We start from the raw sequence: 13,060 nt of genomic DNA on the forward strand, positions 1-13,060 counted from the left end.
AAGGAGCCCACTTCATGAGCCTGTATGGTGTTATGCGCACCGGCGTTTCCGGTATGAGCGCGCAGTCCAACAAGCTGTCGACGGTTTCGGACAACATCGCGAACGTCAACACCACCGGTTACAAGCGGGCTTCGACCGAATTCTCCTCGCTGATCCTGAAGAGCGGCTCCGGCAATTACGATTCCGGCGCCGTCGAGACGACCGTCCGTTACGCCATCAGCGACGCCGGACATACCCAGTTCACGACCTCGTCCACCGACCTTGCCGTGCAGGGCAACGGCTTCTTCGTGGTCTCGAACGCCACCAACACGCAGCAATATTTGACGCGCGCCGGCTCCTTCGTGCCGGACGCTCAGGGCAACCTCGTCAACGCGGCCGGCTACTACCTTCTGGGCCAGCCCGGTAAAGTGACCAATTTTTCGCAGAACAGCCTGGCTGGAATGCAGATCGTGAACATCGCCCAGGTCTCGCAGGTGCCGGTGCCGTCGACTGCGGGCACCCTGACGACCGGCAATCTCGATCCGAAGGCGGCTGTCATTGCTGGTCCGCCCGGTCCGGCGTCATATTCGTCGAAAAGCTCGATCGTCGCCTACAACAATATCGGTCAGGCCGTTACGCTCGACGTCTATATGTCCCACACCGCGACGGCGGCCGGCTCGGATACCTGGCAGGTTCAGGTCTACAATTCCGCGACGGGCACCTCGCTCGCCGCCGCCACCACTTTCACCTTCGACACCACCGCGACCGGAAAGGGCGCGCTGGCCGCGGCGAGCCCGACGGGCCTTACGTTCACGGTCCCGGGCGGCGCGGCGATGACCATGGACCTGTCGAACATGACGCAGGTTGGAGCCGACTTCAGCTTCAAGGCCACCGTCAACGGCAGCGTCCCCGCGGCGATCGACAAGGTCGATGTCGACGAGGCGGGCCACGTGACGGCGATCCTCAAGAACGGGCAGCAGTTGACGCTCTACACGATCATGCTCGCCGACGTCGCGAGCCCCGACAATCTGACGCCCGAGCCGGGTAACGTCTATTCGACCAACATGAATTCCGGCAATGCGCAGGCCGGGAATGCCGGCACCGGCGGGCTCGGCACGGTCCAGTCCGGTGCGCTGGAGGACTCTAACGTCGATCTCGCGGACGAGCTCACCGGGATGATCGAGGCGCAGCGCGGCTTCACCGCCAACTCGAAATCGTTCCAGACGGGCGCCGACCTGCTAGACGTCGTCGTCAACCTGAAGCGCTGAATTCTCCAGCGCTCACCCTCGGCAAGAGCAGATCATGTCCCTTACCGCCGCCCTCGACTCCGCTCGCGCCTCGCTCATGGCGTCGGGCATCCAGTCGTCGACGATCTCGCGCAACATCGCCGGCGCCAGCGCCACCGGCTATTCGCGCAAGATCGCCGTGCTGGACAACCTACCCGGCACCGGCGTCTATGTCGCGGCGATCCAGCGCGCGGCCAGTTCGGGCCTTTATTCGAACGTGCTGACCGCGACCTCGTCGTCGGCCAAGCAGAACGTGATCTATGACGGCCTGCAGAAGATCGCGGCCGCGACGGTGGACGATCCCGAGCTCGAGCAGTCACCGACCGCCCAGCTCAACGAGCTGAAGCAGGCGCTGCAGCAATTCGCCAACTCCACCGACAATGCGACCCTGGCGCAGGCCGCCGTGACGTCCGCCAAGGACATGGTGACCGGGCTCAACCAGGCCACAAGGACGGTGCAGTCGGTCCGCGAGGGGGCCGACGCCGACATGGCGAATTCGGTCGCCAACATCAACCAGCTGCTGTCCCAGTTCCAGACCGTCAACACCGCCATCGTGAAGGGCACGATCTCCGGCGACGACGTCACCGACTATCTCGACCAGCGCGACAGCATCGTCTCCAGGCTGTCGCAGGAGGTCGGCGTCTCGATGTCGATCCGGACCAATGGAGATGCCGCGCTCTATACCGACAGCGGCGTCGTGCTGTTCGACAAGACGGCGCGGGCCGTGAGCTTTGCGCCGACCAACGCCTATACCGCCGGCACCACGGGCAATGCCGTCTTCATCGACGGCGTTCCCGTGACCGGTGCCAATTCCGTCATGCCGCTCAAGTCCGGCAAGCTCGCCGGCCTGGCCCAGCTGCGCGACAAGGACACGGTCACGTATCAGAGCCAGCTCGACGAAATCGCGCGCGGCCTGATCGAGGCCTTCAAGGAAAGCGACCAGTCGGCTGTCCCGACGCTGGCGGACCGGCCCGGCCTGTTCACTTATCCCGGCGCGCCCGCGATGCCCGCGAGCGCCACGATCTCGGTGGGCCTCGCCGGGAGGATCTCGGTTGCCGCCTCGGTCGATCCGGCCGTGGGCGGAAACCCGAACCTGCTGCGCGACGGCGCGATCAGCGGCGTTGCCGCCTATAATTACAACACGACCGGCAATGCCGGCTTCTCTGCGCGGCTGCAGCAGCTCATCAACAAGATGGAAGCGCCGCAACCGTTCGATGCCACGGCCCAGGGCAAGCCGAGCGGCAGCGTGATCGAGTTCGCGTCGTCCTCGGCGAGCTGGATCGAAAGCCAGCGCAAGACCGCCGACGACAACGTCCAGTATCAGAATACGCTGCTCGATCGCAGCACCGCGGCGCTGTCCAACGTCAGCGGCGTCAACATGGACGACGAGATGGCGTTGATGCTCCAGGTCGAGCGCACCTATTCGGCGTCGTCGAAGATCATTTCCACCGTCGATGAGATGCTGCAGAGCCTGCTGGCTGCCGTGGGGAATTAAGTCATGATGAGCGCGAACTACATCTCGACCCTGATGCTGTCTTCATCGTTGAGGTCGTCGATCACGAACAACCAGAGCGCGCTGACCAAGGCCTCGAAGGAGGCGACCACCGGGCGTTTCGCCGATGTCGGCCTCGAGCTCGGCACGGGAACGGGCCGCGACGTGGCGCTGCGCGCCGATTTCAACTTCGCCGACCAGCTCGTCGACACCAACGAGCTGGTTTCGGGGCGCCTCGACGTGACCCAGAACCGGATCACGCAGCTCGGCAAGACCGCGTCGGAATTCCTCAAGAACCTGATCGCGGCCCGCGACGCCGACAGCGGCGCGAAGATCATCCTGCCGAGCGCGTCAGCGAACCTTCAGGACGTCATCGGCGCGCTCAACGTTTCCTACAACGGGTCGTATCTGTTCGGCGGAATCGATACGCAGACCGTGCCCATCACGAACTACACGGCCGGCTCGGCCAGCAAGAACCAGGTCGATGCGGATTTCCTGGCGACGTTCGGCTTCTCGCAGGCTGCGGCCGGTGTGAGCACCATCACGCCGGCGCAGATGCAGAATTTCCTCGACAACACCCTCGACCCCGAGTTCGCCAGCCCGGCCTGGAACGCCAATTGGTCGTCGGCCACGGACCAGACGCTGTCGAGCCGTATCTCCACGACCGAGGTCGTCGACAGCTCGGTCAGCGCCAACCAGCCCGGCTTCCGCAAGCTGGCCGAGGCCTACACCATGCTCACTGATCTCGGGAACACGAGCCTGAGCAAGGACACGTTTCAGGTCGTCGTCGACAAGGCCATCAGTCTGGTCAGCGGCGCGATCAACGATCTCGCCGTGCTCGGCGGTACCGTCGGCTCGATCCAGCAGCGGGTCACCGGCGCGACCGAGAAGCTGAAGATCCAGAAGGACATCCTCAACGACCAGATCGTCAAGCTGGAGGCGGTCGACCCGACCGAGGCCTCGGTCCGCGTCAACACCCTGCAGACCCAGATCAAGACGGCGCTCGCGCTGACCTCGCAGCTCCAGCAGATCAGCCTCATCAACTATCTCTAGAGCCGAGGCTCGCAACCTCGTCTTGTTAACCGGTCTCCTGCGCAGAGTGATGCTGATGACGTTTGAAGCCTATGAATCGGTCGTCGACGAGAGCGGCTACGAGGCGCGGGGCCGCGAGCGGCAGGCGCTCAGCCTCGGCATCGACCGGCTCGAGCGGATTCAGCGAGGCGTGTTCCGCCTCGAGGATCTGGTCGAGAGCCTGCTCTATGTGCGGCGGCTGTGGACGATCTTCATCGAGGATCTCTCGCATCCGGAGAACGGGCTCCCGGACAAGCTGCGCGCCGACATCATCTCGATCGGCCTGTGGGTCGTCAAGGAGGCCGATCGGCTTCGCGAGGAGAGGTCGAACGACGTGATGCAGCTCATCGAAATCAACCGCCTGATCCGAGACGCTCTTTGATGAAGATCTCATTGCGGGCGGGCGAACGGATCTACATCAACGGCGCGGTGCTGCGCGTGGACCGCAAGGTCTCCGTCGAGCTCGTCAACGACGTGATGTTCCTGCTCGAAGGGCAGGTCATGCAGGCGTCCGACGCCACCACGGCGCTGCGGCAGCTCTACTTCATCGTCCAGCTCATGCTGATGAACCCGACCGACATCCGCGACGCCGCGGCGCTCTACGCACAGCATCACGCGGCCCTGTGCGCCGTGTGCGAGAGCCGCGAGATGCTGGAAGGACTGGGCGCGGTCGACGAGCTGGTCGAGGCGACCCGCTACTTCGAGGCTCTGAAGCGGATCCGGGCCCTGTTCCCGGTGGAGCAGGCCATCTTGGCCGGCGCCATCACCGAGTCCCCATTCCAGGCTGCCTGACAGCGGAGAGCTACATGAACGTCAACAGCGCGACCGACAGCACGAGCAAGTCGTCCAGTTCGACCGGCTCCACCAATTCGACCTCGAGCAACAGCGTCGACTACAACACGTTTCTTCAGCTTCTCGTCGCCGAGATGAAGAACCAGGATCCGACCAATCCGATGGATACCTCGCAATATATGAGCCAGTTCGCGCAGCTCTCGACGGTCGAGCAGGCCATGCAGACCAATTCGAAGCTGGATGCGCTGCTGTCCTCGCAGTCGTTGTCGCAGGCCAACGGCCTGATCGGCAAGACCGTCAGCTTCACCGACGCCACCGGCGCCAGCTTCAGCGGCAAGGTCGTCTCGGTCTCCATCAACGCCGACGGCTCCATCGCGACCCTCGAGAACGGCACCAAGGTCGCGGTCGGGCCGGGACTCACGATCAGCCAGTCATGAACGAACGCGACGCTCTCGACATCGTCCAGGCTGCAATCTGGACCATCATCGTCGCCTCCGGGCCCGCGGTCGGCGCGGCCATGCTGGTCGGCACCATCATTGCGCTGATCCAGGCCCTGACCCAGATCCAGGAGGTGACGCTGACCTTCGTTCCGAAGATCATCGTCATTCTCCTGGTCGTTGCCGTCTCCGGCTCCTTCATCGGCGCGCATCTGTCCACCTTCACCGAGATGGTCTATTCGCGGATCGAGCGCGGCTTCTGATCCGCGCCGGCGATCTGCCACCATCCCCGCGTAAGCTTTGCCGGGCAGATTAGGGGTGGACCCTCTGCCGGTGACCCATGGCCGATACGTTAGCTGCTAGCCTGCCGACCCCACGACGATTGGGGGCCGACGCCTTTTTCGCCGGCGGTATCGTGGCCATGCTCACGATCCTGTTCCTGCCGATCCCGCCGATCCTGATCGATCTCGGCCTTGCGTTCTCGATCGCGCTGTCGGCGCTGATCCTGATGGTCGCGCTGTGGATCCAGCGACCGCTCGATTTCTCGGCCTTCCCGACCGTGCTGCTGATCGCGACCATCCTGCGGCTGGCGCTGAACGTCGCGACCACCCGCCTGATCCTGTCGCGCGGCGGGGAGGGCGAGCAGGCCGCCGGCCACGTCGTCGCAGGCTTCTCCAAGTTCGTCATGGGCGGCGACTTCGTCATCGGCCTGATCATCTTCGCCATCCTGGTCACGGTGAATTTCGTCGTGATCACCAAGGGTGCGACGCGTATCGCCGAAGTCGGCGCCCGTTTCACCCTCGACGCCATCCCCGGCAAGCAGATGGCGATCGACGCCGATCTGTCGGCGGGCCTGATCGACGACAAGGAAGCCCAGCGCCGGCGCCGCGAGCTCGAAGAAGAGAGCGCGTTCTTCGGTGCCATGGACGGTGCCTCGAAATTCGTTCGAGGCGATGCCATCGCCGGCCTGATCATCACCGCGATCAACATTTTCGGCGGCATCATCATCGGCGTCACCCATCACGGCCTGACGCTGTCGCGCGCCGCCGACGTCTACACGAAGCTCTCCGTCGGCGACGGTCTGGTGTCGCAGATGCCGGCGCTCATCGTGTCGCTGTCGGCCGGCCTCTTGGTCTCCAAGGGCGGCACGAGAGGATCGGCCGAGCAGGCCGTGCTGCGCCAGCTCGGCGGCTATCCCCGCGCGGTCTCGGCCGCCGCGCTGATGATGTTCGTGCTCGCCTTGATGCCGGGGCTGCCGTTGGCGCCCTTCGTGCTGCTCGGCGGCGTCATGGCCTTCGTCGGCTACTCGCTGCCGAAGCAGCAGGCGGCCTTGAAGCAGAAGGAGGACGCGCGCAAGGCCGACGAGCGCGCCCAGGCCGAGGCCAAGGAATCCGTCAAAGACCAGCTCAAGACCGCCGAGATCGAGCTGGCGCTCGGCGGCCATCTTTCGGTCCATCTGCTGGGCTCGCGCACCGAGCTGGCCCACCGCGTGGCCAAGATCCGCAAGAAGTTCGCCAAACAGTACGGCTTCGTCATTCCCGAGATCAAGCTCAGCGACAATCTGTCGATCGACCCCAAGGGCTACCAGATCCGGATCCACGACACCCGCGTCGCCCATGGCGAGCTCAGGCTCGGCGAGGTACTGGTGCTGGTCGACAAGGACGGCAAGCCCGACGTGCCCGGCGAAGAGGTGGTCGAACCCGCTTTCGGCATGAAGGCGCTGTGGGTGACGGAAGCCTTCACGGACGAAGTCAAGCGGCAGGGCTGCAAGCCGGTCGACAATCTGTCGGTGCTGCTCACGCATTTGAGCGAGGTGATCCGGGCGAACCTCGCCCAGCTCTTGTCCTACAAGGACATGCGCGCGCTGCTCGACCGGCTCGATCCCGAGTACAAGCGCCTCGTCGAGGATCTCTGCCCGTCGCAGATCTCCTATTCCGGCCTGCTGGCGATCCTGAAGATCCTGCTGGCCGAGCGCGTCTCCATCCGCAATCTTCACCTCATCCTCGAGGCGATCGCCGAGATCGCACCTCATGTGCGGCGCTCCGAGCAGGTCGCAGAGCACGTGCGGACCCGGCTTGCCCAGCAGATCTGCGGCGATCTCTCCGACAACGGCGTGCTCAACGTCGTCCGTCTAGGCAACCGCTGGGACCTCGCCTTTCACCAGAGCCTGAAGCGCGACGCCAAGGGCGACGTCGTCGAGTTCGACGCCGATCCGCGCCTGATCGAGCAGTTCGCGACCGAGGCCAGCGCCGCGATCCGCAAGTTCACCGAGAACGGCACCAGCGTCGTGCTGGCGGTGACGCCGGAAGCCCGGCCCTATGTCCGGATGATCCTGGAGCGGGTGTTCCCGACCTTGCCGATCCTGTCGCATGTCGAAGTCGCGCGCAGCGCCGAGATCAGGGCGCTCGGAGCCGTGTCGTGATCAGCGGCCTTGCCGACAGCGTACTGGTGACGTTCATCGTGTTCTGCCGCATCGGCGCCTGCCTGATGCTGGTGCCCGGCTTTTCCAGCGTCAACGTTCCGGCCCAGGTCCGCCTGTTCGTCGCGCTCGTCACGACCTTCGCGCTGACGCCGATCCTGATCGCGGTGCTGAAGCCGCTCACGGACAACGCCGCGCCGCTGACGCTGGCGCTCCTGATCTGCTCCGAGCTCGTGGTCGGCAGCGTCATCGGGCTCGGCGGGCGGGTGTTCTTCCTCGCGCTCCAGACCATGGCGACCGTGATGGCGAGCGCGATCGGGCTCAGCAACATCCCGGGAACGCCGGTTGCCGACAGCGATCCGGCGCCGGCGCTGGTGCCGCTGATCATGGTGTCGGTCACCACGCTGTTCTTCATGACCGACCAGCATTGGCAGGTCCTGCGCGGGCTGATGAATTCCTACGACGTCTGGCGTCCCGGCGACAGGCTCGGCGGCGGCATGGCGCTCGACCTGCTCGTCGGCCGCCTGTCGGAAGCATTCGTGCTGACGCTGCGGATCGCCAGCCCGTTCATCGTCTATTCGGTGATCGTCAACCTGGCGGTCAGCCTGATCAACAAGCTGACGCCGGCGATTCCGGTCTATTTCATCTCCGTGCCCTTCGTGCTGTTCGGCGGCTTCCTGCTGCTCTACCTCACGAGCGACGAGCTGCTGACGCAATTCATGCTCGGCCTCTCGTCCTGGCTGGCGGAGTGATGCTGTGATGACGTCGCGCGCGGACAAGCTCGGCCGGATGGTTTCGCTGGTGAAGCTCCAGCTCCGGCTGTCCGAATGGCAGCTCGCGCAGCTGCGGCAGCAGGAGAGAAGCCTGCGGGACGAGCAGGAATGGCTGGTGGGAGCCCTGAATGAAGGGAAGCCGCCGGCGGGATCGTCGAGCGATTCGATCGCGCGGCGCTTGAACAGGACGAGCGTCGGTGCGCGCGCGATCCAGACGCAGGCCGCGCAGCAGCTCGACCAGGTCCGCGCCGAGAGCCGCCGCGTGAAGCAGCTCGAGCAGGTCGCGAAGGCGGCGCTGGCCGACAAGCTCCGTGACGCCGAGAAGCGCTCGCTCGAGGAGATGACGGGAATAAGCCCAGCCGTGCGCGCGTGGACGCCACGGCCAGCCAATCGGAACAAGCCATGATCGTGACCGCGACGCCCGACCTCGTTCTCGACGTCCTCGAGGCCGCCGATCCCGTGACCCAGCGCGCGGCGACCGCGAAACTCGATGCGCTGAAGTCCTCCGATGCCGACTTCGCCGCCACGATGGACGCGGAGGCCGGCAAGGCGGCTGCCGAGCAGACCGCGACGAAGGTTTCCGAGGCGCAGTCGGATGTGGTGAACGGGGCGCCGGTGCGGATGATCAAGGCGCCGGCATCCGGCGAGGTGTACCGGAAGTTCGAAGCTTTCATCCTCCAGACCTTCGTCGAGACGATGCTGCCGAAGGAATCCGAGCAGGTCTTTGGCAAGGGCACGGCCGGCGGCGTCTGGAAGTCGATGCTGGCGGAGCAACTCGGCAGCCAGCTGGCTAAGGGCAACGGCATTGGCATCGCCAAGCAGCTGGCCGCCGCCAATCCAGCGGGGCCGAACGGTGCCGGCAAGGCCGGATGAAGATCCGCGAACGGGTGACAGAAGTTGAAGGGTGAATTTCCTATGCAGGCACAAGACAGCGCGGCGGCCATGGTGATCGAGCAGCCGGTCGTGGATACCGGGGTGATGACGACGGAAGCAGCAGAAGCCGATGCGCTGCTGCCGGTGCTGCTGCCGATCATGAGCGGCGAGGCCGGGGTCGACGGCGCGGATGCGGCGAGATCGGATGAAGTGCGCGGCCTGCTGGCAGCGATCCGCCGGCTCGAGAGCATCGTCGAGGAGGAGACGGTCGCGCTCACGACGCGTCAGAAGATCGATTTCGACGACTTCAGCGCGCGGAAGAGCCGGAGCATGCTCGAATTCGTCCGCCTGATGCGGGCGCGGATGCATCTCGGCGGCGACGTCGAGGTCACCGAGGAAATTCGGCGGCTGCGCGAGAAGCTCGAGCGGAATCGCTCGATCCTCGAAATGCACTACGACGCGGTGCGCGAGGTCGCGGGCATCATCGTCAAGGCGATCAAGGAGGCCGAGTCGGACGGCACCTATACCGGCCGCGCAGCACAGGACGGAAAATGATCAGACTGGTGCTGGCCGGGCTCTGGGTATGCATCCTCACCGCGGGCACGAGCTATGGCGTGGCCTATTGGAAGGAGAACGGCAGCCTGCTGCCGGCGAAGGACGAATATCTCGACGGCCTGCAATACCAGAAGACCCGGGCATTGAGCGTGCCCATGGTCGAGAACGGCAATGTGCAGGGCTATATCGTCGCGCGCTTCGTCTACACCGTGGAGGCGCGGACGATGCACCAGCTCAACGTTCCGCCGGAGCCGTTCGTCGTCGACGAGGCCTTTCGCAGGATCTATGCCGACGACCGTCTCGACTTCAGGAAGCTCGCCCGCTACGACCTCTCCATCCTGACGGCCGCCATCAAGCAGCGCGTCAACGAGCGGATGCAGGCTGACGTCGTCCAGGACGTCCTGGTCGAGGATTTCAATTACGTCTCCAAGGAAGAATTTCAGCAGAAGCCGTAGAACGTGATGCAGGGGCTATCGCATTTGGCGCTTTGCGCGAGCTGAGCGCGCGCCTCGTCCTTCGAGATGACCGCTTCGCGGTCTCCTCAGGATGAGGCTAAGCGGGCATCGACACTCGTCAAAACTGGCGCAACGCTCTCGGTCCTCATCCTGAGGGCCCGCCAACGGCGGGCGTCTCGAAGGATGGCCACAGGCGAAATCGCGCCCATATGCGATTGCCCTGCTCACCAGGGGTAGGGGAACGCAGCTCCATCGGGGCACTCGTAGGGCTCATCCCGTCCGTCTCCCGCCCCCGAACGTGCAACGGCCTCTGCGAAGGTGCTTCGCAGAGGCCGTTGTTGGTTTCGCCCGCAGGCTTGTGCCGTGTCAGTTGTTGACCGGATAGGCGGCCGGGACGGCATGCGCCCTGTTCAGGATGATGCCGACCTCGTCGAGCTCCTGCATCGGCACGTCGAGGGTCTCGCCGGCGGGGATGTCGAGGCGGTAGCCGACGTAACGCCGGGCCACGATCGCATCGAAGCCGAGGCGGTCGCGGAGCTTCTTGCGCAGCTTGCTGACGTGGCTCTCGATCACGCTCTCGTCGAAGGTGGACTCGAAGATGCCGTAGACCGCGTTGAAGATCTGCGTCTTGGTGATCCACTTGCCGTGATTGCTGACCATATACTCGAGAATGCGCAGTTCGCGGCGGGGCAGGGTGAGGGCGTGGCCCGCGATCTCGGGGTCACGGCCGTTGAAGAAGACCTGGATCCTGCTCTCGCAGGGCCTCGGCAGCTCGCCCACCCGGCGGCGCGCGATCGCGGCCGTTCGGGCCAGGATCTCGCGCAGGTGGATCGGCACGTGCACGACGTCGTCGACGCCCGACTCGAACAGCTCCAGCGTGTTCTTGAGCATCTTCTGGCCGCTCATGGCGATGATGGGAGCCGAGGAACGCTTGCGCATCGCCCGCGGCAGGCTTCCGCGGGCATCGCAATCCCCGAGGAGGAAGGCGTCCACCGCCGCCAGATCCGATTCACTGGCGGATTGCAGCCAGTCCCAGAATTCTCCGGAGGAGAAGCCGATCGACGATACGCCTTCGCGAACGAGCCCTCCGACATAGCTGTTCGCGACGCTCTCGCGATCATCAACGATAATATACATCAGTCTTTCGCCCCTGTTTCGCACCTGTCGCGGCCGGTTGGTTGTTGTGATGCCCGGCTCGGCAACGATGCTGTTTGACGACATTCCTTCCCGCGAACCGTTGTTATGGTTTCGATATTCGCGGGCAGCCCTACGCATTCAGTGCCTGCGTCTCGCAGGCCTGTTACTTCAACTCGATACTGAACGCTTACTGCGTGAGGCCCGGCGGGTGTCTTACGGATCACCTCGCGGGGCGGATTGAGAAACGACCTAGAACAGTTGCGCCAAGTTGCTCATCGCGTCCGAACGCCACTGAATCTGTGTCGATCTCCTCGCCAACTGGCGAGAATCACTTGAGTAGGACCGTAACAATTGCCGATTTCCGATCAAGCGTGCGTAACAAAGCGATTGCTACGTGTGCTTGATGCTGTTGGTTTGTTTCGGGTTGTTTCTTGATATATTCAAACGCATCAGTTGATTTGGAAACTAAACTAGTTCTGCATCGTGATGGGTCTAAGGTTCCGCATCCCCGTACAATCACAGCTATTTTAGGTGGTGTGGGGGATGAGGCATATCGAGGGGTTTTCAACCCGGGATTGACTCTCATGGACGTGTTTCCCCGTGCGACAATTCGACTCACGTGTGGCGGCAAGACTCCAGCTTGGCGAAATCTTGGCGAGTGTGTGTCTTTCGAGTCGCACTCTCGCCACGTGCATGACGCGATTGACTCATGTGACGTCGCATCGCGCGCGATGGAAAAGTTTTCGATGCGCACGTTTCAGGCAAGCTTCGGCAAATAACGTCACCGTTCGACAGATCGAACCGAACGGAGCATTTTCACATGTTGTCCGATGGACAAGCTCGTCCCAACGCGACCGCTGATGTTTCCGCGACGACGAAGCCGACTCCCGAAGCACGCGATACGAAGGACGATATGGCGCGAGCGCCCAGGCCCGCTGCGGGCGCAAAGCGGGCATCGGCCGCGGCAAGCGATGAAGCTCTCGCGAAGGAGGCACTCGAAGGGCTGAAACGTATTCGCGCCAAGGCGCGTCTCGACAAGATGGCGATCCCCAAGCCCGCGCCGACAGTGATCAAGCCGGCCGTGATCGTCGCCAAGCCCCCGCCGCCCCGTCCGACATGGGTTGCGCCGCTCGCAACATTGGCGGTCGCCGCCATGTTGGTGGTCTGCGCCTGCACCGGCGTGATCGCCTATCTCACCACGCAGCCCGCCCAGAACAACGTTGCAGCCAATACGGAGATCAGGAATCTGCGCGAGACCGTCGCGCATCTGCGCAAGCAGGTGTCGGGCGTGTCGGAAAATCTCGACGGCCTGCGCACCGCGGTGGATCAATCGAGCAAGGCGACCAATGACCGTTTCGGCAGGTTCGCCGAGAATTTGGACCGTATCGAGCGGGTGAGTTCGTCCTCGACGGTGAAGCTCGACAAGCTCGCTCAAGCGCAGGTTCAGACGCCGGCTCCGGCTCCGGCGCCGGCCATGGTGCAATCGCAGCCCTCGCCACAGCAAGGATCGATGCTGGCCTCGGCCGCAGCACCGGAGTTCACGGGCTCGGTGTCTCCGTCGGAGCGCGCGCCGGCGCCGCGGAAGGTGATCAAGGGCTGGTCGGTCCGCCAGGCCTATGAAGGCATTGCGATCCTGCAGGGTCCGAACGGCGTCATCGAGGCGGTGCTGGGACAGCAGGTGCCCGGCCTTGGCCGCATCGAGGAGATCAGGAGCGAGAACGGGCGCCTGGTGGTGGAGGCGAGCGGCGGTGTCATCTATTCGTCACGCAAGGCGACGCCCTGATCGAGGGC

The 13,060-nt window shown here is 64.2% G+C and carries 15 protein-coding genes; 14 read left to right on the plus strand and 1 reads right to left on the minus strand.

Annotation, left to right across the window (positions count from 1 at the left end; genetic code table 11):
- Nucleotides 1–14 precede the first annotated feature (14 nt).
- From GGD66_RS32145 to GGD66_RS32205, 13 genes are all read left to right on the plus strand, one after another.
- On the plus strand, nucleotides 15–1,247 hold the full coding sequence (locus GGD66_RS32145) for a flagellar hook protein FlgE (RefSeq protein WP_018318456.1): 1,233 nt from the start codon (nucleotides 15–17) through the stop codon (nucleotides 1,245–1,247).
- 34 nt (nucleotides 1,248–1,281) lie between these two features.
- A complete protein-coding gene (gene flgK / locus GGD66_RS32150) occupies nucleotides 1,282–2,760 on the plus strand; it encodes a flagellar hook-associated protein FlgK (RefSeq protein ID WP_183260461.1) in 1,479 nt (492 codons plus the stop codon).
- 3 nt (nucleotides 2,761–2,763) lie between these two features.
- Complete coding sequence (locus tag GGD66_RS32155; RefSeq protein ID WP_179739221.1) at nucleotides 2,764–3,810, plus strand: flagellar hook-associated family protein; 1,047 nt, start codon at nucleotides 2,764–2,766, stop codon at nucleotides 3,808–3,810.
- A gap of 55 nt (nucleotides 3,811–3,865) precedes the next feature.
- Nucleotides 3,866–4,210, plus strand: coding sequence for a flagellar biosynthesis regulator FlaF (gene flaF, locus GGD66_RS32160; protein ID WP_028145728.1), 345 nt, complete (start codon nucleotides 3,866–3,868; stop codon nucleotides 4,208–4,210).
- The gene (flbT, locus tag GGD66_RS32165) at nucleotides 4,210–4,620 is read left to right on the plus strand and encodes a flagellar biosynthesis repressor FlbT (protein ID WP_183260463.1); all 411 of its coding nucleotides are present in this window, start codon (nucleotides 4,210–4,212) and stop codon (nucleotides 4,618–4,620) included. Before flaF ends, flbT begins: the two co-directional genes overlap by 1 nt.
- Before the next feature lie 14 nt (nucleotides 4,621–4,634).
- A complete protein-coding gene (gene flgD, locus GGD66_RS32170; RefSeq protein ID WP_018318461.1) occupies nucleotides 4,635–5,057 on the plus strand; it encodes a flagellar hook assembly protein FlgD in 423 nt (140 codons plus the stop codon).
- The gene (gene fliQ, locus GGD66_RS32175; protein WP_018318462.1) at nucleotides 5,054–5,320 is read left to right on the plus strand and encodes a flagellar biosynthesis protein FliQ; all 267 of its coding nucleotides are present in this window, start codon (nucleotides 5,054–5,056) and stop codon (nucleotides 5,318–5,320) included. The genes flgD and fliQ overlap by 4 nt, the downstream gene beginning before the upstream one ends.
- A 77-nt stretch (nucleotides 5,321–5,397) precedes the next feature.
- The gene (gene flhA, locus GGD66_RS32180; protein WP_018318463.1) at nucleotides 5,398–7,479 is read left to right on the plus strand and encodes a flagellar biosynthesis protein FlhA; all 2,082 of its coding nucleotides are present in this window, start codon (nucleotides 5,398–5,400) and stop codon (nucleotides 7,477–7,479) included.
- Entirely contained in the window at nucleotides 7,476–8,228 is a 753-nt protein-coding gene (gene fliR, locus GGD66_RS32185) for a flagellar biosynthesis protein FliR (protein ID WP_018318464.1), read from the plus strand. The genes flhA and fliR overlap by 4 nt, the downstream gene beginning before the upstream one ends.
- 7 nt (nucleotides 8,229–8,235) lie before the next feature.
- On the plus strand, nucleotides 8,236–8,655 hold the full coding sequence (locus GGD66_RS32190) for a hypothetical protein (protein WP_026202023.1): 420 nt from the start codon (nucleotides 8,236–8,238) through the stop codon (nucleotides 8,653–8,655).
- The gene (locus tag GGD66_RS32195; RefSeq protein WP_177236980.1) at nucleotides 8,652–9,122 is read left to right on the plus strand and encodes a rod-binding protein; all 471 of its coding nucleotides are present in this window, start codon (nucleotides 8,652–8,654) and stop codon (nucleotides 9,120–9,122) included. The genes GGD66_RS32190 and GGD66_RS32195 overlap by 4 nt, the downstream gene beginning before the upstream one ends.
- A gap of 42 nt (nucleotides 9,123–9,164) precedes the next feature.
- Complete coding sequence (locus GGD66_RS32200) at nucleotides 9,165–9,677, plus strand: flagellar biosynthesis protein FlgN (protein ID WP_183260464.1); 513 nt, start codon at nucleotides 9,165–9,167, stop codon at nucleotides 9,675–9,677.
- Nucleotides 9,674–10,132, plus strand: coding sequence for a hypothetical protein (locus GGD66_RS32205; protein WP_018318468.1), 459 nt, complete (start codon nucleotides 9,674–9,676; stop codon nucleotides 10,130–10,132). The genes GGD66_RS32200 and GGD66_RS32205 overlap by 4 nt, the downstream gene beginning before the upstream one ends.
- Before the next feature lie 366 nt (nucleotides 10,133–10,498).
- Here the strand turns inward: GGD66_RS32205 and GGD66_RS32210 are convergent, their stop codons facing one another.
- Nucleotides 10,499–11,269 carry a response regulator transcription factor gene (locus GGD66_RS32210; RefSeq protein ID WP_183236956.1) on the minus strand — a complete coding sequence of 257 codons (771 nt, stop codon included), beginning with the start codon at nucleotides 11,267–11,269 and terminating at the stop codon, nucleotides 10,499–10,501.
- An 820-nt stretch (nucleotides 11,270–12,089) separates the two neighbouring features.
- Here GGD66_RS32210 and GGD66_RS32215 point away from each other — a divergent pair.
- On the plus strand, nucleotides 12,090–13,052 hold the full coding sequence (locus GGD66_RS32215) for a hypothetical protein (RefSeq protein WP_183260467.1): 963 nt from the start codon (nucleotides 12,090–12,092) through the stop codon (nucleotides 13,050–13,052).
- Nucleotides 13,053–13,060: the final 8 nt, after the last annotated feature.

It is taken from the genome of Bradyrhizobium sp. CIR48, from assembly GCF_014198315.1.
Taxonomy (GTDB): Bacteria; Pseudomonadota; Alphaproteobacteria; order Rhizobiales; family Xanthobacteraceae; genus Bradyrhizobium.

Excerpts from the sequence above, each read along its gene's own strand:
- GGD66_RS32145 (WP_018318456.1), top strand. The coding sequence starts at position 15 with ATGAGCCTGTATGGTGTTATGCGCACCGGCGTTTCCGGTATGAGCGCG.
- flhA (WP_018318463.1), top strand. The coding sequence starts at position 5,398 with ATGGCCGATACGTTAGCTGCTAGCCTGCCGACCCCACGACGATTGGGG.
- GGD66_RS32210 (WP_183236956.1), bottom strand. The coding sequence starts at position 11,269 with ATGTATATTATCGTTGATGATCGCGAGAGCGTCGCGAACAGCTATGTC.
- GGD66_RS32205 (WP_018318468.1), top strand. The coding sequence starts at position 9,674 with ATGATCAGACTGGTGCTGGCCGGGCTCTGGGTATGCATCCTCACCGCG.
- flbT (WP_183260463.1), top strand. The coding sequence starts at position 4,210 with ATGAAGATCTCATTGCGGGCGGGCGAACGGATCTACATCAACGGCGCG.
- GGD66_RS32215 (WP_183260467.1), top strand. The coding sequence starts at position 12,090 with ATGTTGTCCGATGGACAAGCTCGTCCCAACGCGACCGCTGATGTTTCC.
- GGD66_RS32190 (WP_026202023.1), top strand. The coding sequence starts at position 8,236 with ATGACGTCGCGCGCGGACAAGCTCGGCCGGATGGTTTCGCTGGTGAAG.
- fliQ (WP_018318462.1), top strand. The coding sequence starts at position 5,054 with ATGAACGAACGCGACGCTCTCGACATCGTCCAGGCTGCAATCTGGACC.
- GGD66_RS32200 (WP_183260464.1), top strand. The coding sequence starts at position 9,165 with ATGCAGGCACAAGACAGCGCGGCGGCCATGGTGATCGAGCAGCCGGTC.
- GGD66_RS32195 (WP_177236980.1), top strand. The coding sequence starts at position 8,652 with ATGATCGTGACCGCGACGCCCGACCTCGTTCTCGACGTCCTCGAGGCC.
- GGD66_RS32155 (WP_179739221.1), top strand. The coding sequence starts at position 2,764 with ATGATGAGCGCGAACTACATCTCGACCCTGATGCTGTCTTCATCGTTG.
- flgK (WP_183260461.1), top strand. The coding sequence starts at position 1,282 with ATGTCCCTTACCGCCGCCCTCGACTCCGCTCGCGCCTCGCTCATGGCG.
- flgD (WP_018318461.1), top strand. The coding sequence starts at position 4,635 with ATGAACGTCAACAGCGCGACCGACAGCACGAGCAAGTCGTCCAGTTCG.
- flaF (WP_028145728.1), top strand. The coding sequence starts at position 3,866 with ATGACGTTTGAAGCCTATGAATCGGTCGTCGACGAGAGCGGCTACGAG.